The following is a 17383-nucleotide window of genomic DNA, read 5'->3' as shown; positions in this document are numbered from 1 at the left end:
GTTGTTTCTCGCCCCTTGCGAGCACACTTTATTTTCAAGGCGCATCGCGCCCGCATGCAGACTAAACGAGGCTAGACCCCTGTGGCATTGACGATTCTTGGCCTGTCCGGCGCCCTTAGCCATGATCCTTCAGCAGCCCTGTATATCGACGGCAAGCTGATCGCGGCTGCTGAAGAAGAGCGTTTCGTGCGCGACAAGCATGCAAAGAACCGCATGCCCTACGAGTCGGCGAAGTTCTGCCTGGAACAGGCCGGGATCAAGCCTTCCGACGTTGACGTGGTAGCGATCCCCTTTGCACCCATCAGCCTGTTCGGCAAGGCCCGCTGGCACTACGCCAAGCGTTACTGGTACGCCCCGGACCGCGCCCTGGACGCGATCCTGATGGGCAACCGTCGCTACAAGCGCTACCGCAAGAAGATCGTCTGGTGCCTGGAGCAACTGGGCTTTGACCCGAAAAAGGTCAAGATCGAGCCGGTGGAGCACCACCTGGCCCACGCCTCCAGTGCCTACCACTGCTCGGGCTTCAAGGAGAAGACCGCGATCCTCGGGATCGACGGCAAGGGCGAGTACGCCACCACCTTCTTCGGCTATGGCGAGAACGGCAAGATCCACAAGATCAAGGAGTTCTTCGATCCGGACTCCCTGGGTGGCCTCTATGGCGCGATCACCGAGTTCCTCGGTTTCGAAATGCTCGATGGCGAGTTCAAGGTCATGGGCATGGCGCCTTATGGCGATGCCAGCAAGTACGATTTCTCGCGTCTGGCCAGCTTTGAAAACGGCGAGCTGGTGATCAACACCGACTACGCCAACGTCATCGGCCTGCGCCGCTACAAAGAGAAGGGCAAGGGCTTCTACTTCTCGCCAAAACTCATCGAGTGGCTGGGGCCCAAGCGCGAAGGCGACATCGCCGACGAGCCTTACATCCACTACGCGGCGAGCATGCAGGCGCTGTTCGAGAAGCTGGCCCTGCAGATGATCGACCACTACCTGGGCGACATCCTCAAGGAAACCGGCAAGCTGGCCTTCGCCGGCGGCTGCGCGCTGAACGTCAAGCTGAACCAGAAGATCATTGCCCGTCCCGAGGTCAAGGAACTGTTCGTGCAGCCGGCGTCCGGCGACGCCGGTACCGCCGTCGGTGCCGCGGCCTACGTTTCCCATGCCCGTGGGGTGCCGGTGGAGAAGATGGAACACGTCTATCTCGGCCCGTCCTACAGCAACGAAGACGTGATCGCCGCCTGTGCCCGCCACCCGAACAAACCGGCCTGGCGGCAGATCGACAACACCCCGGAACGCATCGCCAAGATCATGGTGGACGGCAACCCGGTGGCCTGGTTCCAGGGGCGCATGGAGTTCGGTCCGCGGGCCCTGGGCGGTCGCTCGATCATTGGTTGCCCGAGCGCCACGGGCGTGGCCGACCGGATCAACGAGCAGATCAAGTTCCGCGAGCGCTGGAGGCCTTTCTGCCCGTCGATGCTCGACACCGTTGGTCCGCAAATGATCAAGGTCGACCATCCGGCGCCGTTCATGACTTTCACCTTCGAAGTGGCTGAAGAGTGGAAGACCCGCGTGCCGGAAGTGGTCCACGAGGACGGCACGTCCCGGGCCCAGGTGCTCAAGCGTGAATACAACCCGCGCTACTACGACATGATGAAGGCCCTGGAAGTCCTGACCGGCAACGGCGTGTCGCTGAACACCTCGCTCAACCGCCGCGGCGAGCCGATGATCTGTTCGCCTACCGACGCCTTGAACATGTTCTATGGGTCCGATCTGCAGTACCTGATCATGGAAGACATTCTGGTGGTCAAAGACGGCGTGGACCCTTATGACACGCTCGGCTGAACGCCATGTGCTGCAGTTTTGTCACGGCTATGACGGGCCGTTCCTGGACTGCGCCCGGCAATACGCCAATCTGTTCGCCGGCAGCGGCTATCGGGTGACCACGGTGTTTCTGACCGGGGCCGCCGATGCCGATGTGGCGGCGGGCTGTGCGTCAGATGAAGTGTTGTTCATGGAATACAGCTCCAAGGCCATTCGTGGCCTGAAGCTGGGCGCGATCCGTGACTTGCGCAAGATTGCGGCCTCGCGCGATTTCAGCTTCTGCATCGCCCATCGCTTCAAGCCGATCTACATTGCCCTGCTGGGCACGGGCTTGCCGGTGATTGGCGTCCATCATGCGTTTTCCGATTACAAGCGTGGCAGCCGCAAGCTGTTCGCCCAGCTGTTCCGCAAACGCTTGAGCCTGCTCGGGGTGTCGGATGCGGTGCGTGACGATATGCGCGCCTGCCTGCCGAAATGGCCGGCGCAGCGCATTCAGACCCTGTACAACCGTATCGACCTTGAGGCGCTGCAAACCGAACAACTGAGCGCGGCCCAGGCCCGCAGCGAGCTGGGCCTGTCCGCTGAGGCCTGGATTGTCGGCAATGTCGGGCGCCTGCATCCGGACAAGGACCAGGCCACTCTGCTGCGGGGTTTTGCTGCCGCCGTGCCGCAATTGCCGCCACACAGCCAGCTGGCGATCCTGGGTACCGGCCGCCTGGAGAAGGAGCTGAAATCCCTGGCCCGGGAACTGGGAATCGCCGATCGCGTGCTGTTCCTTGGGCAGGTGCCGCAGGCCCGGCGCTACTTCCGCGCGTTCGATGTGTTTGCTCTGAGCTCCGACCACGAGCCCTTTGGCATGGTCCTGCTGGAAGCCATGGCCGCCGGCGTGCCCCTTTTGGCCACCGCCTGTGGTGGTGCGAAGGAGGTGGTCGAGGGCGTGGGCATCCTGTTTCCGCTGGGTGACGTCGAGCACATGGCGCAAGGGCTGCAGCACCTGGCCGCGATGGATGATCATCAGCGGCGGGTCTGCGCCGAATTGATGCTTGATCGCCTGCGTGAGCGTTTCTCCGACCGTGCCGTACGCGACGTATTCTGGCGTTTGCCGCAAGTCACCGATCTGACCGCGAGGGGCTGATGCTCAATCGATTTCAAGGCTGGCGCGAACGCGGCTGGTCAGTCATTGACGCATCGACCTATGCCGATGCCTGGCAGCGCTTTGGTGGCAGCGTGGCGACTCACCCGCTGGTGGTCGAGCAACTGGCGGACCTGGCGCAGATTCCCGTGCGTTATCTGGCCTGGGAACACAACGGCCAGTTGCAGGCGGCCATCGCCACGTGGGGGCGTGATCTGGCGCTGTCCAAGGACGTGCTCAAGCGTGCCGGCAAGAAGGGATTGTTCGATATCGGCAATGCCGAGCTGATCCTGCCGGCCGCCGCGGAGGCCCAGGCCGTGCTGCGCCATCGCGGACGTTATCTTTCCGCGCTCAACCAGGGGCGCTTCACCGCCCTCAGGCCCCAAGCCGAACAATTGGCCATGGCCCGCACCCCGGAAGAGCTGTCGAAGAAGTTTCGCTACAACCAGCGCCGCGAACTGCGCCTGCTGGAAGAGGCCGGCGGCGTGGTGCGTGCAGTCACTGATTTCAGCAGTGCTGAGCTGGCGGCGATCTACTGTGATCTGTTCCAGCGTCGCTGGGGTTTTGCCGCGACGGGGGCCGAGCGCATGGCCGAGGTATTGGAGCGCCTGCGCGAGCTGCTGATTGGCTCGGTGATCTTTCTCAACGATGCGCCGATTGCCGTGCAGTTGATCTACCGGGTCGAAGCCCCGCAGTGGATCAGCGTCGAGTACGTCAATGGGGGGGTCGATCCCGAGACGCGGGAGTTCAGCCCCGGTAGTGTGCTGAGTTTCCTCAATACCCAGAGCGCCTGGGAGCAGGCCCGGGCCTTGAACAAGCCGCTGCGTTTTTCCTTCGGTCGCGCCGATCGTGAATACAAGGATCGTTGGTGCAATCCTGTGCCGGTTTTCCAGGTGTGAGTCCGTCCATGAGTCGCAAGCAGCAATTGCTCAAGCGCCACCGGCGCAACAAACGAATCGTCCTGTTGGCGGGTCTGGTCCTGTTGCTGCTGGTGGGGGGGCTGGTGGCCTGGTGGTTGCCGCTGCTGTTGGCGGTGCTTGGCTGGCTGGCTCATGAGGCCTGGTTTGCCGATCACCTGTTCTACTCGCCCAAGGATGACTACTGCTACGACTTCGGTCATGAAGCCCGGCAGGTCGCGGTGCGTCTGGAGGCGGGGCGTTTGTTGCTGGATCCGGCGCCAGAGTTGGGCGCGGATGAAACCCTGATTCTCGGAGTGCAGGTCAAGAGCTCCTGGATCGGGCGATTTCTCGACCCGGCCATTGAGGTGCTGGGTGGTCCGAGCGCTGATCGCCAGGCGTTCGAGCGCGGGGTCAATGGCCTGCGCTATCTCAACCTCAGTGGCCTGGCCGGTCCCCTGGTTCGCGGCGAGCTGCAACTGCGCGGGCGCTTCTGCCGGATTCAGGTCCAGCCTCGGTTGCTGGCTTGGCGCGACCCCGACTACCGGCGTCAGCGGGTGATGGTGATCGCACCCCATGCCGATGATGCCGAACTGGCAGCCTTCGGCTTGTACAGTCAGGCTGACGAAGCCTGGATCGTGACCCTGACGGCGGGTGAAATCGAGGCCGAACATTATCAGGCCATGGGCATGAGCCCGGTCGAGGCGGCGCGTATCAAGGGCCGCTTGCGGGCCTGGGACAGTATCGCCGTGCCTCGCTGGGCCGGAGTGCCCGAGGCTCACTGCGTGCAATTGGGGTATTTCTGCCTGCAACTGCCGGCCATGCAGGCCGATCCGCAGCAGCCGGTAGCCTCGCGTGAGGCGCAGTTGAACGATATCCGCCTGTTCCGTCAGTTCAATCCGTTCCCCTTGCCTGCCGACCGGGACGGCCTGCCGACCTGGGACAACCTGCTGGCGGATCTGCGGGCGCTGTTGCTCAAGGCCCGGCCTGAAGTGATAGTGCTGCCGCACCCGTCATTGGACCCGCATCCCGACCATATCTGCGCCCAGGCGGCGGTGATGCAGGCCTTGCAAGGGTTGGACTGGCAACCGCACACCGTGCTCGGGTACGCCAACCATCTGCATGATAACGACCGCTGGCCCATGGGCGATTCTGGAGCCGGCGTCGCCTTGCCACCGCTCTTCGATGCGACGGCCGCCTTGCGTCCGTGGTGCCTGTCGCTGTCCCAGGCCGAGCAGTTTGACAAGGCGATGGCGCTGGGGATGATGCATGATTTGCAGCCATCAGCGCCCTTCAAGCGACGTGTCCGACGATACCTGCAGCGTTGGTTGGCCGGCCGTTCAGGGTCGACTTACGGTGAAAACGAGTTTTTCCGCAAGGCGGTTCGCAAGCATGAGTTGTTCTGGCGTTTGTGAGTTGTTGCTTTAAAACTGCCTTGTGCCAAGACAACAGGGCAATGTCGATTTTTTTCTCGGACTGCTCAGCGTCGAAAGGAAGATGATGAAGGTTTTATTTCTGGTGCAGAAAGAACAGCGAGCCATCCTGGATCGTTTGTACGAAGGCGTCGCCGAGAATTGTGAATGCGATGTGCGCTGGCTGAGCAGCGACGAGCAACGCAACTTGCGTCGTTACTTCCGGCGGGAGGTCGATGTTTCCCGTTATGACCGCATCATCTTCTTCCTGCGCTTCAAGCAGGAGATACGCCAGGTCGGGTTCATTCGCACCGTGCCCAACTTGGTGATTCTCGAGCACGATGCTTATCAGAATTACATTCCCTGCAAGTACACGGGCAAGTTCAGTGCCCATTACCGCCGCTTGCCTTGGGCGCGGGTGATCAGTTCAGGGCATATGGTGACCGAGCGCTTGCGCGAGGAAGGTTTCGACGCGGTGTTCGTACCCAAGGGTTACGATCAGGCGCTTTTGCAGGAGCAAGGGCGTGAGCGTGATATCGAACTGGCCTTTGTCGGCAGTACCAACAGTGTTGCCTATAGCGGCCGCAAGGCATTGCTGGATGAACTGGCGCGGGTTGAACCTTTGGTGGTCACGCGAACCAAGTCAGGCGAAGAGTACTGCGCGACCCTCAATCGGATTCGTTTTTTCGTCAGTGCCGACGTGGGTATGGGCGAGTACATGATCAAGAACTTTGAAGCGATGGCTTGTGGCTGTGTTTTGCTGGCCTTCGATCAAGGGGCTGCCGAGAATGAGGCCTTGGGTTTCAAAGACATGGTCAACGTCGTGTTTTACAAGGACATCCCTCAGTTGCAGGAGAAGTTGGTCCACTTGCGCATGAATCCGTTACTGGCGGCGGATATTGCTCGTAATGGACAGGAACTTGCGGTCAAACAGTTCAGTTTTGCCCAGATTGGCCGGCGTATCGTAGATGCGCTCCAACCGCCCTTGAGAGCGCGTGCTCCCTTGAGTCTGGTGGAAAGATTGCGGTTGCGATTGGGTGTTTGATATCGACTTGTCGGGAATGTTTAGTGGCTTTTTGATATCGTCCGCGTCGGGTTCAGTTATTTGATCAAAGGTCGACCAGGCATCACTGAATTGCACATGGCGGGCTTGCGAAACCACGTATCAAGGTCATTTTTTCAATGAGCATTCTTAACATCATGTGGGCCGGCGGCTCTGCCTTTGCTTCGGTGCAGAAGGTACATCAACAGATACTTTCTCGCGTTGAGGGCTGTGCATCGATCAACACTTGGCTGCTTCAAGGAAGTGCGGGCGTTGGCGATCTGGGCAACCACGTTGTCGAGTGGAATCTTTCTTCTGACCAGCTCAAGGAGCGGCGCATCTGGAAGTTGCTGGCTCCCTGGATGCGCATGCGTTTTAAAAAGGCCCTGCCGAAAGACGTGGAAGTGGTGCTTCTGGATGGTATCGGTGTTGCGCGAGCCTTACTGCCAGTACTCCGGGCTGTGCCAGGGGTGCGTGCTGTGGTCATTTTTCATGGCACCACTCGCCTGCGCGGGAGCGATCTCAAACTGTTTGAGAGGTTCTCGGACTCTGAGCTGACGCTGGTTGCTGTGTCGAACACTCTCGCCCAATCCCTTGAATGTGACACGCGCCGGCCTGTTGCAGTCTTGCGCAGCGCCTACGACCCGGTCGCTTTTCGTGCCGGGTCGCTGTCTCGTGAGCAGGCTCGAGCTCGCTTGGGAGTGCCATTGGAAGCCTCGCCAGTGCTGGGTGCGGTAGGCCGCTTGGTGAGTGGCAAGGGCTTTGCCTGTCTGCTGGAGGCCTTCGCTGCCGCGTCGGTACATCGACCCGATGCGCGCTTGGTCATTGTCGGCGAGGGCCCCGAGCGGCTCGCCCTTGAGGCCGGCATCGAGCGTTTGGGCTTGAGTGGCAAAGTTTTCCTCCCAGGTCATCTGCCAGAGGCCGCAACGCTTTATCGAGCGTTTGACTGGGTAGCCATTCCATCGCTGGACGAGGGGCTGGGCTTGATCTTGCAAGAGGCGGTGATCTCGGGAGTTCCGGTGCTCACCAGTGAGCTTGCGGTATTCCGGGAGCAGTTGGCTGAGGCCGGCTGGTATGCGCCGCCGGACGATGCCGGTGCCTGGAGCAACCTCATGGAGCGCGCATTTTCAGCGTCTGCCGAGGTGATCCTTGACGGTCAGTCGCGAGCGCTGGCGCCGGAGCGGGCCTGGACAGATTTCACTGAAACCTCGCGGCGGCTGTTTTCATGCCGGTAACAGCGCTTGTTCCAGTGCCTGCATTGGAAAGCGTTCGTTCAGCTCTTCGCGCGCAATATAGCGTGCAAAGTGCTGCAAGTTGCGCTTGATCAGCCTGGGAGGCAGTGGCGCCCGCAAGAAACGCATATCGGCTACATCGATCAGCCCCATTTCATTGTCGGGCGTGATCACGATATTGCCCAAGTGTAATGAGCGGAAGTAGATGCCGGCTGTGTGCAATCGACGAATCAGGGCCACCAGCGGCTCGAGGTTCTGTTGCCAGTCAAAGTCTTTCTGGCTGGCCATTTGACGCAGTGTCTGCCCAGGTAATGGTCGATAAAGCACCGCGGTCATGCCGGGGGCACTTAGTTCGAAGAACTTGAGTACGGTCAAGGTGGGGATTCCACGCTTGCGCAACTCCGCCGCGTTGTCGATGAAGCGTTTGGAGTAGGGGTGAAACAACGCTGAAGAAAAAAGGCGTTTGCGGCGAAACAGTTTGAGGATGTCTCCGTCTGCCAGCAGGTAGACTTTAGGACCATAGCTGTCGGCTTCCAATATTCTGGCGCCTTCAGTCATTGAAGTTAGAGCGGCTTGGGAAAGCCTTGAACATTGCATCGTCGGAGCCTTCTCGGAGTCGCGGGCACAGTGGTCGGTAATGATGCCGAAAGTTTTGGGTTTTAACCATGCCGGTCAGGGTGGTTGGCCGTGATGAGGGGGAAGGAATGCAAGCAAATCGTTGGGCGCAGGGATGGATGGTCTGTGGACTGTTATGGTTTTTACTGGCTATTGCATTTGCGCCGACCAACAAGATCTATCAGCAGGGCCTGGTGCTCTTTCTCTGGTTGCCGGCCCTGGTTTTTGCCTGGCCTGCCCGTGATCGGCTCAAGGAAGTCTGGCGTTCGCAAACCTGGATCTGCCTGATGATCCTGTTGTTGGCGGTATGGGGCGGGATCAGTTTGCTCTGGACCAACGTAGAAGATCCTTCCCGTGAGGCCAAGCGCCTGCTTTACATCGGCGTCTTCCTGCTGTTCTTCCCGGTGTTTGCCAATGCTCGACCCGAGCGGGTCATTCGAGTCATGCAGTGGGGAGGTTTCGGACTGGCATTGTCGTCGCTGATTGCAGTGATCAAATTCTATGGCATTGAAGGAAATGCCTGGTATGCCCGTCTTGAGGGGTTAGGCCAGCTGTCTCATCCGATTCTTGGTGCTTACGTCATTGGTTTGGCTGCGGTGTGGATGCTGCACTGGGTGCCTCGCGGCCGTTGGATGCAGGTGGCTTGGTTGCTGGCAATGGGGCTGCTCGCACTCTTTGTGGTGCTGAGCCAAAGCAGAGGCGCCGCTCTGGCACTGCTTCTGAGTATCGTGGCTATGCCTATCTGGTGTCGCGACCGGCGCAGTACGTTGATCGCGGCAGCGGCGGTTGTCACCGCGTTGGCGGTGTTCTGGGCAATGGAGTCTCTGGTCTTGTCTCGTGGCGTTTCCTATCGTCCTCAGATTTTCATGGCGGCCTTGCACATGATTGCTGAGCGGCCTTGGGGCGGCTTGGGATTGGGCGGCGATTACAAGGTCTTTGCCGATAACCTCTATTTCGATCACTCTCACAATCTGTTCACCCATGTGACCATCGAACTCGGTCTGCCGGGCCTGCTGCTTTGGTGTGGGCTGTGGTTCGGAGTGCTATGGCAAGCGTGGAAGGCGCGTGATACCCAATATGGCAAGGGCATCATCGGGATATGGGTGTTCTCATTTCTGGCGATGCAGTTCGATGCTGCAAGCCTGACAGGCACACCTCGCGCCGAGTGGTTCATCTCCTGGTTTCCAATTGCCTTGGCCAGCGTTTTGGTCTGGGCTCGGGCCAAGCCCGAGGCTTGTGATAAAATTCGCCGTTCTACCTAACCAGTGAGCCCGATGATGAGTGACGCACCGCCCAAAGCGGAACAGGATTCCAGCCTGAAAATCTATTTCCGGCTGCTGGGCTATGTACGGCCGTACCTTGGCATGTTTCTGTTGAGTATCGTGGGCTTCGTGATCTTTGCGTCTACCCAGCCGATGCTCGCGGGAATCCTCAAATACTTCGTTGATGGCTTGAGCAATCCCGATGTGGTGTTCTTCCCCAATGTGCCGTATCTGAGAGACCTGAAGCTGCTGATGGCTGTTCCGCTGCTGATCGTCCTGATCGCCGCGTGGCAAGGTTTGGGGTCGTTTCTTGGCAACTACTACTTGGCCAAGGTTTCCTTGGGGTTGGTCCACGACCTGCGTGTCGAACTGTTCAACAAGCTTTTAGTCCTGCCCAATCGCTATTTTGATACTCATAGTTCTGGGCACCTGATTTCCCGTATCACTTTCAATGTGACTATGGTTACGGGGGCGGCCACCGACGCGATCAAAGTGGTCATTCGCGAAGGCCTGACAGTGGTCTTTCTATTTGTTTATCTGTTGTGGATGAACTGGAAGCTGACGCTGGTGATGCTGGCGATCCTGCCAGTGATTGCCCTGATGGTCGGCAGTACCAGCAAGAAATTTCGCAAGCAGAGCAAAAAGATCCAGGTCGCCATGGGAGATGTGACCCATGTTGCTTCGGAAGCGATCCAGGGGTATCGAGTGGTGCGCAGTTTCGGTGGTGAAGGCTATGAGCAGCGGCGCTTTGCCGCGGCTAGCCAGAGCAACACCGAAAAACAGCTGCGCATGACCAAGACTGGCGCTGTATACACCCCCATGTTGCAACTGGTGATTTACTCCGCCATGGCTGCATTGATGTTCCTGGTGTTGTTCTTGCGGGGCGATGCAACAGCCGGTGATCTGGTGGCCTATATCACTGCCGCGGGTTTGCTGCCTAAACCGATTCGGCAGTTGTCGGAAGTCAGCTCAACGATTCAAAAGGGCGTTGCTGGTGCCGAAAGTATCTTCGAGCAACTGGATGTTGAGCCTGAAGTCGATAGCGGTACGGTCGAACGAGATCGTATCAGTGGTCGCCTTGAAGTACGCAACTTGAGCTTCACGTATCCGGAGACCGGGCGTGAGGTTCTCAAGAACATTACCTTCAGTGCCGAGCCAGGGCAGATGATTGCCTTGGTTGGGCGCTCTGGTAGTGGTAAGTCGACATTGGCCAGCCTGATTCCGCGTTTTTACCATCATGAAACCGGAGAAATACTGCTCGACGACGTGGAGGTCGAAGACTACCGGCTGCGCAACTTGCGCCGACACGTGGCTCAGGTCACGCAGCATGTGACGTTGTTCAACGATACCGTTGCCAACAACATTGCATACGGGGACCTGGCCGGTGCGCCGCGTGCGGATATCGAGAAGGCTGCCCAAGATGCCTATGCGATGGACTTCATTGCTGAACTGCCCCATGGCCTGGATACCGAAGTCGGAGAGAACGGCGTGCTCCTTTCGGGTGGCCAGCGTCAACGCTTGGCTATCGCCCGGGCGTTGCTGAAGAATGCACCGTTGCTGATTCTGGATGAGGCGACATCAGCACTGGATACCGAGTCGGAGCGGCATATTCAGGCGGCGTTGGACAAGGTCATGAAAGGGCGTACCACCCTGGTTATCGCTCACCGGTTGTCCACTATCGAGAAGGCTGACCTGATTCTGGTGATGGACCACGGCGAAATTGTCGAGCGTGGTACTCACCTCGAGTTGCTGGCCATGGGTGGCTACTACTCGCGGCTGCACGCCATGGGGCTGGACGCGCCGACTGAGGCCGATATCGTCTGATATTCCCGGGCGCGCAATGCGCCCGGGCATTTGTATCAATGCCCTTACAGGGTTGACCAAAGCTAAATAATTCCTTCTCCAGCGTTTGTTATGTTGACCCTCTCGATTCGAATGATGAACGAGAGGGCTAACCTTCTTGCGTGGATAATCGGATGTTGCAACGTCTGTTGTGGAAACTGCTTCCTAAGAATCAAAGGGCTTTTTTGCTGGGACGATTGTCAGTGGTTGACCGGCAGGCTGTGAACAAGTCTCTGTCTGCGAACATTGCGCTTCCAAAAAGTTTTGTGACGCATAAGTGTGTGTTCATTCATGTACCCAAATGTGGTGGCAGTAGCCTGTGCTCTGCGTTTTTAGATGGTCGGTGGCCAGGGCATTTACCGTATTACTGGTATCAGCAGCAGTTCCCCGAACACTGCGCGGGTAGTTTCAAGTTCGCTTTTGTCCGCGATCCCTTGGAGCGGGCTTACTCGGCGTACGCTTACTTGCGGGGCAATAACATGGGGCGGCGTGACCGGGAGGCTCAGGCCTTGGTGACCAGCTACCGAGACTTCGACGATTTCGTTGCTCAGTGGTTGCACCCGGACAACCTGCGTCGTCAGCTCCACTTTGCGCCTCAGACAGACTTTCTTGTTGATCAGATGGGGCGGATGTCCATGGATTTTCTAGGCCGGCACGAGCATATTGAGCGAGATTTTCGCCATCTGTGTAAGCGACTCGGAGTGGACACATTATTGCCACATCTGAATGTTTCCCTTGACCGTCGAAATGAGCCGGTCAGGGAGTTTTGCTCCTTGCGTACGCGGCGCTTGGTCAGGCGTGCTTATCAGCGTGATTATGAGGTCCTGGGTTATGAGTGACTCTTCAGTCTTTCCGGCCTCTACTGGGGTTGCTCCCGCTATCCGTCCCTTTTCCCTATCGTTGTCAGTGGATGCCCGCTCTGCGTTAAAGCAACAGCAGCCTTGTTGTCTGTGGCTGACGGGGCTGTCGGGCGCTGGAAAGTCCACGTTGGCCAACGCGTTGGAGATCAAGCTCAATGAGCTGGGTCGCCATACATTTGTGCTGGACGGTGACAACCTGCGCACCGGTTTATGCAGCGATCTGGGGATGGGAATCGAGGCGCGCAAAGAGAATGTTCGTCGTATTGGCGAGGTGGCGCGCTTGATGGTCGACGCCGGACTGATTGTGATCGTCTCGGCTATTTCGCCTTTCAGTGCTGGTCGGGCGATTGCCAGGTCGTTGTTTGGTCCTGGGCAGTTTTTCGAGGTCTATGTCAGCACGCCGTTTGATGTGTGCGCCCGACGTGATCCCAAGGGCCTGTATCAAGCTGCTCTGCAAGGAGCAATCAAGGATTTCACCGGGCTGGACAGTCCTTACGAAGCGCCAGAGCGCGCAGATTGCGAGGTCAATACCGATGAAATCGAATTGTCCGATGCGGTGCAGTTTGTTTTGAGTCGGGTGTTCAAAAAGTGAGCAGATAATGTGCGTGATACATCCCGCGTAAAGCTCTCAAACGAGACGGCGCCAACCCTGTGTTAATATCGCGCCCCTGTTCATTTTGTATGTGGGATGCTCCATGAAGTTGTCCATGCCGCGATTCGATCAAGCCCCTGTCTTGGTGGTCGGCGATGTCATGCTCGACCGTTACTGGCATGGTGGTACCTCACGGATTTCCCCTGAGGCACCGGTGCCGGTGGTCAAGGTCGAGCAAATCGAGGACCGCCCGGGTGGTGCCGCTAACGTTGCCCTGAACATCGCCGCTCTCGGCGCTCCGGCGTCTTTGGTGGGGGTGACCGGTGACGATGAGGCTGCCGACAGTCTGGCCAACAGCTTGAAAGGCGCGGGCGTACGGGCGCTGTTCCAGCGCATTGCTCACCAGCCGACCATCGTCAAACTGCGGGTCATGAGCCGTCACCAGCAGTTGCTGCGTATCGATTTCGAAGAGCCGTTCGCCACTGACGCTCTGGCCCTGGCGGCCGAGGTCGACGCTCTGCTCGACGGGATCAAGGTGCTGGTGCTGTCCGACTACGGCAAGGGCGCGTTGCGTAACCATCAGGTACTGATCGCAGCGGCGCGGGCGCGGGGCATTCCGGTGCTGGCCGATCCCAAGGGCAAGGATTTTTCCATCTATCGCGGCGCCAGCCTGATCACGCCGAATCTCAGCGAGTTCGAAACCATCGTCGGCGGCTGTGCCGATGAGCACGAGCTGGTGAGCAAGGGCGCCAAGCTGATGCACGATCTGGAGTTGGGTGCGCTGCTGGTGACCCGTGGCGAGCACGGCATGACCCTGTTGCGTCCGGAGCACCCGCCCCTGCACCTGCCGGCCCGTGCCCGTGAAGTGTTCGATGTCACCGGTGCCGGGGATACGGTGATCTCTACCCTGGCCGCTGCCATTGCTGCCGGTGAAGAGTTGCCCCATGCCGTGGGCCTGGCCAATCTGGCGGCGGGCATCGTGGTCGGCAAGCTGGGGACTGCCGCCATCAGCGCGCCGGAATTGCGCCGGGCGATCCAGCGCGAGGAAGGTTCCGAGCGTGGGGTCCTGAGCCTCGACCAGCTGCTGCTGGCGATTGACGACGCCCGGGCGCACAACGAGAAGATTGTGTTCACCAATGGCTGCTTCGACATTCTCCATGCCGGCCACGTGACCTACCTGGAACAGGCTCGGGCTCAGGGTGACCGGCTGATCGTGGCGATCAACGACGATGCCTCGGTCAGTCGCCTCAAGGGGCCCGGCCGGCCGATCAACAGTGTCGACCGACGCATGGCGGTGCTGGCGGGATTGGGCGCCGTGGACTGGGTGATCAGTTTCCCTGAAGGCACTCCGGAAAACCTGTTGACCCAGGTACGGCCGGATGTGCTGGTCAAGGGCGGCGACTATGGCATCGATCAGGTGGTGGGCGCAGATATCGTCACCGCTTATGGCGGCACGGTGAAGGTGCTGGGGCTGGTCGAGAACAGCTCGACCACCGCCATCGTCGAGAAGATCCGCAAGACCGACAAGGCCGAGTAACGGCCGCAGTGAAAAAAAGGCGCCCGCTCCAGGCGCCTTTTTTTTGCCTCAGCCCTGGCGCCTGGCCTTGGCCGGAACCATCTTGCGCAGGATCTGCCGGGCCTTGCCGGTCAGGCGTGAGAGTTTCGAGTCCTTCTCCGGTTCACTCAGGCCTCGTTGCCTGAGCCAGTCCTTCCAGCGAATCCGCTCGTCGCGCACCACCCAGCCTTCCTGCTGGGCGAAGCTTTCTGCCAGGTACAGGCCACGGGTGCTCGCCGGGTGCAACTGGTCCTTCCTCAGGGTGTAGAGCTCGGCGCAAGGTTCGCCGTTCTCCAGGGGCATCAGGTACAGGTCCGGGCGCTTGCGGTCCAGGCGGGCCACCAGTTGATCACCTTCCAGGCGTTCATCGACGTGGAACAGGCTCAGGGACTTGGCTTCCCGGGGCACCTCCAGGCGCAGGTCGTAGATCAGCTGCAGCGATGCCGTGGGCAGGTGGACATAGGCCTGGGGACGCTCGAGCAATTGCAGGTTGGCGCAACGCACCGGCCGCGCCGCGCCGGACAGCGGCGTCAGGCGAAAGGGCAGGGCTTCGCGGTAGTGCAGGGCCCCGGCATAGGGGGCGGGGAGCCAGGTGTCGTTGAAGCGTCCGCCGAGCCAGCCTTCCGGGGTTTCCAGCAGGCATTCCTCGGCAATTTCCTGGATGGCGGTGAGCAGCGGCAGGTTCAGCTCATGGGCCGGCACGTAGCCGGAGATCAGCTTGAGCACCACGTCGCCGCGATCCTGGCGGCGCTGGCGCACCAGTACCCAGTAGTCGCGGTTCTGCCAATGCAGGGTCAGGCGCACCGAGACCCCGAGGTTGGCCAGCTCCAGAGCGAAACGCTGGTTATCGGCCACGGTCACCGGGCGTCGGCGCTGCAGGGTCTGGGCGAAGTTCAGCGGCATGCCCACGCTCTGGTAGCACAGGCCTTCGGGAGTCGCTTCGACGAACAGAGGCAGGGTCTTGAAGTTGCTGGGGTTCTTTCTAATCAGCGGTCGCGACATCTCGGCTCCTTCTTGCGTCGGGGTCGGCCGCGTCGGCGGCATCAGTTTTGGCCCAGGGCCTGTCACCCAGCGGGAACAGCCCCTAGAACCTGTGCCACAGTCGTCACGTTATGGGCCAGGTGCAGCGGATTGATGGTCCCGACAATAGCACTGGCCACACCGGGCCGGTCAAACAGCAATTCGAAGCTGGCCCGCACCGGGTCGGTGCCCGGGCTCAGGCACACGTGGCCGCTGGCCAGGGCCTTTTTCACCAGGATGCCCTTGTGCTGGGCGGCGGCATAATCAATGACCGCCCGCTCGGCCTGTTCGTTCAGATTGTAGGTAACCATGGCGCAATCGCCTTGCTCCAAGGCCTTCAAACCGCCGTCCACGGTCTTGCCGGAGAAGCCGAAGCCGCGGATCTTGCCCTCCTGCTTGAGCTGCGCCAGGGTCTGGTAGACCTCGCACTGCTCGAGGATCGCCAGGTCGTTGCCGTCGGAATGCACCAGCACCAGGTCGATGAAGTCGGTTTCCAGGCGTTGCAGGCTGCGTTCCACGGACAGTCGAGTGTGGGCGGCGCTGAAGTCGTGGCGGGACACGCCGTCGGCAAACTCTTCGCCGACCTTGCTGACGATCACCCACTCCTGGCGCTGGCCCCGCAGCAGCGGGCCCAGGCGTTCCTCACTGCGGCCGTAGGCCGGAGCGGTGTCGATCAGGTTGATGCCCAGGTCGCGGGTCAGCTTGAGCAGCATGCGCGCTTCCTGGTCGTCCGGGATCTGGAAGCCGTTGGGGTATTTCACGCCTTGGTCACGGCCCAGCTTGACCGTGCCCAGGCCCAGGGGGGAAACCATCAGCCCGGTGCTGCCGAAGGGGCGATGCAGGTCGTGCAGGGTTGGCTGGCTCATGGCAGCAGTTGCTCCCAGGCCGTTTGCGCCAGGGGCGGCTTGGGCAGGTCGGGGAGGGCCTGGCTGGGGCCAGGGCGAATGCCATCGCGCTCCAGGGCCGCCAGGACTCGGTCAGCAAAGTCCGGCGCCAGGGCCAGTTTGGTCGGCCAGCCCACCAGCAGGCGGTCTTGTCCGGCGAGGAAGGCGTTGTCCGGGCGGGTCAGGCCTGATTGTGCCGGTTCCGCCCGTTCCACTCGCAAGGTGGCCCATTGCGCCTGGCTCAGGTCGACCCAGGGCAGCAGCTGTCCCAGTTCCTTTTGGGCAGCAGCGATCTGCGCCGCCGGCTCCCGGGCCACGCCGTCGGCTTCGGCGAGATCGCCCCCCAGGTACCAGACCCACTGGCCGTCGGCGGCCGGATGGGTGGTGACGGTGATCCGCGGCTTGGGGCCGCCGCCCAGGCAATGGGCGTACAGCGGTTTCAGGCTGGGTCCCTTGACCAGCACCATGTGCAGCGGGCGTCGCTGCATGGCCGGCTGGCTCAGGCCGAGCGCCTGGAGCAGCTCGGCATTGCCGGCACCGGCGCTGAAGACGATGCGCTGCGCGCGAATTTCCCGTTCGTCGATCCGCAGGCCTACCAGTTGACCGCTCTCGCGCAGTGGCTCGATCTTCTGGCCGGCCAGCAGGCTGTCGCCGCCCAGGTCCGCCAGACGCTGGATGACGCTGGGCACGTCCACCACCAGCTCGGCCAGCCGATAGACCTTGCCCTTGAAGCGCTTGTCCTGCAGCGCTGGAGGCAGTTGCTCGCCCTTGACCTGGTCGACCCGGCCGCGCACGGCCTTGCTGGCAAAGAAGCTGGTGAGGTTGCCGGCCAGGGTGCCGGGGGACCAGAGATAGTGGGATTCGGAGAGCAGGCGCACGCCGGACAGGTCCAGCTCGCCGGTACCGGCCAGGGCCTCGCGCCAGCGCCGGGGCATGTCGGCGATGGCTTCCGAGGCGCCAGTGAGGGCACCGTGCAGGGCGTACTTGGCGCCGCCGTGAATGATCCCCTGGGACTTCACGCTCTGTCCGCCACCGAGGCTGGCGCTTTCCACCAGTACAGTGGAAAAGCCCTGGCGCCGCAGGCGGGCGTTGAGCCAGAGACCGGCGACGCCTGCGCCGACAATCAGCACATCGGTGGAAATAGCGGATGGCATGCAGCGACCTCGGTAAACAAAACGAAGGCGCAAGTTTCAAGCCTCAAGCCTCAAGCTGCAAGCATGG

General features: G+C 60.6%; 15 protein-coding genes. 11 read left to right on the top strand and 4 right to left on the bottom strand.

Annotated elements, in window-relative coordinates:
- Positions 1–81: 81 nt before the first annotated feature.
- The 6 genes from ACMGG8_RS01105 (at position 82) to ACMGG8_RS01080 (ending at position 7535) form a co-directional block, all read left to right on the top strand.
- On the top strand, positions 82–1839 hold the full coding sequence (locus ACMGG8_RS01105; RefSeq protein ID WP_016968301.1) for a carbamoyltransferase: 1758 nt from the start codon (positions 82–84) through the stop codon (positions 1837–1839).
- Positions 1823–2953, top strand: a complete 1131-nt coding sequence (locus tag ACMGG8_RS01100) for a glycosyltransferase (RefSeq protein ID WP_414159033.1) — start codon at positions 1823–1825, stop codon at positions 2951–2953. The genes ACMGG8_RS01105 and ACMGG8_RS01100 overlap by 17 nt, the downstream gene beginning before the upstream one ends.
- Positions 2953–3849 carry an antimicrobial resistance protein Mig-14 gene (locus ACMGG8_RS01095; protein WP_060837225.1) on the top strand — a complete coding sequence of 299 codons (897 nt, stop codon included), beginning with the start codon at positions 2953–2955 and terminating at the stop codon, positions 3847–3849. The genes ACMGG8_RS01100 and ACMGG8_RS01095 overlap by 1 nt, the downstream gene beginning before the upstream one ends.
- An 8-nt stretch (positions 3850–3857) precedes the next feature.
- Positions 3858–5261: a PIG-L deacetylase family protein gene (locus ACMGG8_RS01090; protein ID WP_414159032.1), complete on the top strand. Its 1404-nt coding sequence runs from the start codon at positions 3858–3860 to the stop codon at positions 5259–5261.
- 85 nt (positions 5262–5346) lie between these two features.
- A complete protein-coding gene (locus ACMGG8_RS01085; RefSeq protein WP_060842301.1) occupies positions 5347–6303 on the top strand; it encodes a glycosyltransferase in 957 nt (318 codons plus the stop codon).
- A 137-nt stretch (positions 6304–6440) separates the two neighbouring features.
- Positions 6441–7535, top strand: coding sequence for a glycosyltransferase (locus tag ACMGG8_RS01080; RefSeq protein WP_414159031.1), 1095 nt, complete (start codon positions 6441–6443; stop codon positions 7533–7535).
- Here ACMGG8_RS01080 and ACMGG8_RS01075 read toward each other — a convergent pair.
- The gene (locus ACMGG8_RS01075; RefSeq protein WP_173664399.1) at positions 7524–8090 is read right to left on the bottom strand and encodes a lipopolysaccharide kinase InaA family protein; all 567 of its coding nucleotides are present in this window, start codon (positions 8088–8090) and stop codon (positions 7524–7526) included. The two genes, ACMGG8_RS01080 and ACMGG8_RS01075, sit on opposite strands and share 12 nt — an antisense overlap.
- Before the next feature lie 146 nt (positions 8091–8236).
- Between ACMGG8_RS01075 and ACMGG8_RS01070 the strand changes: the two genes are divergently transcribed.
- From ACMGG8_RS01070 to hldE, 5 genes are all read left to right on the top strand, one after another.
- Positions 8237–9409 (top strand): O-antigen ligase family protein, encoded by a 1173-nt coding sequence (locus tag ACMGG8_RS01070; RefSeq protein WP_108546014.1) that lies wholly within the window; start codon positions 8237–8239, stop codon positions 9407–9409.
- 15 nt (positions 9410–9424) lie between these two features.
- The gene (gene msbA / locus ACMGG8_RS01065) at positions 9425–11233 is read left to right on the top strand and encodes a lipid A export permease/ATP-binding protein MsbA (protein WP_414159030.1); all 1809 of its coding nucleotides are present in this window, start codon (positions 9425–9427) and stop codon (positions 11231–11233) included.
- A gap of 152 nt (positions 11234–11385) precedes the next feature.
- The gene (locus tag ACMGG8_RS01060; RefSeq protein WP_060842305.1) at positions 11386–12090 is read left to right on the top strand and encodes a sulfotransferase family 2 domain-containing protein; all 705 of its coding nucleotides are present in this window, start codon (positions 11386–11388) and stop codon (positions 12088–12090) included.
- Positions 12083–12703: an adenylyl-sulfate kinase gene (gene cysC / locus ACMGG8_RS01055; protein ID WP_108545939.1), complete on the top strand. Its 621-nt coding sequence runs from the start codon at positions 12083–12085 to the stop codon at positions 12701–12703. The genes ACMGG8_RS01060 and cysC overlap by 8 nt, the downstream gene beginning before the upstream one ends.
- Positions 12704–12806: 103 nt before the next feature.
- The gene (gene hldE / locus ACMGG8_RS01050) at positions 12807–14240 is read left to right on the top strand and encodes a bifunctional D-glycero-beta-D-manno-heptose-7-phosphate kinase/D-glycero-beta-D-manno-heptose 1-phosphate adenylyltransferase HldE (protein ID WP_016968290.1); all 1434 of its coding nucleotides are present in this window, start codon (positions 12807–12809) and stop codon (positions 14238–14240) included.
- A gap of 48 nt (positions 14241–14288) precedes the next feature.
- On the opposite strand, the gene ACMGG8_RS01045 is transcribed toward hldE, so the two are convergent.
- The 3 genes from ACMGG8_RS01045 to ACMGG8_RS01035 all read right to left on the bottom strand — a co-directional run bounded on the left by ACMGG8_RS01045 (position 14289) and on the right by ACMGG8_RS01035 (position 17316).
- Positions 14289–15260 carry a metal ABC transporter ATPase gene (locus ACMGG8_RS01045; protein WP_414159029.1) on the bottom strand — a complete coding sequence of 324 codons (972 nt, stop codon included), beginning with the start codon at positions 15258–15260 and terminating at the stop codon, positions 14289–14291.
- Positions 15261–15322: 62 nt separating this feature from the next.
- Positions 15323–16144, bottom strand: coding sequence for an aldo/keto reductase (locus ACMGG8_RS01040; RefSeq protein WP_108545941.1), 822 nt, complete (start codon positions 16142–16144; stop codon positions 15323–15325).
- Positions 16141–17316: an NAD(P)/FAD-dependent oxidoreductase gene (locus tag ACMGG8_RS01035; RefSeq protein WP_414159028.1), complete on the bottom strand. Its 1176-nt coding sequence runs from the start codon at positions 17314–17316 to the stop codon at positions 16141–16143. Before ACMGG8_RS01035 ends, ACMGG8_RS01040 begins: the two co-directional genes overlap by 4 nt.
- Positions 17317–17383: the final 67 nt, after the last annotated feature.

This window comes from Pseudomonas sp. BNK-45 (genome assembly GCF_047456255.1).
Classification (GTDB): domain Bacteria; phylum Pseudomonadota; class Gammaproteobacteria; order Pseudomonadales; family Pseudomonadaceae; genus Aquipseudomonas.
Note: the sequence above shows the minus strand (reverse complement) of the source record. Positions and strands in the feature narration are given on the sequence as shown.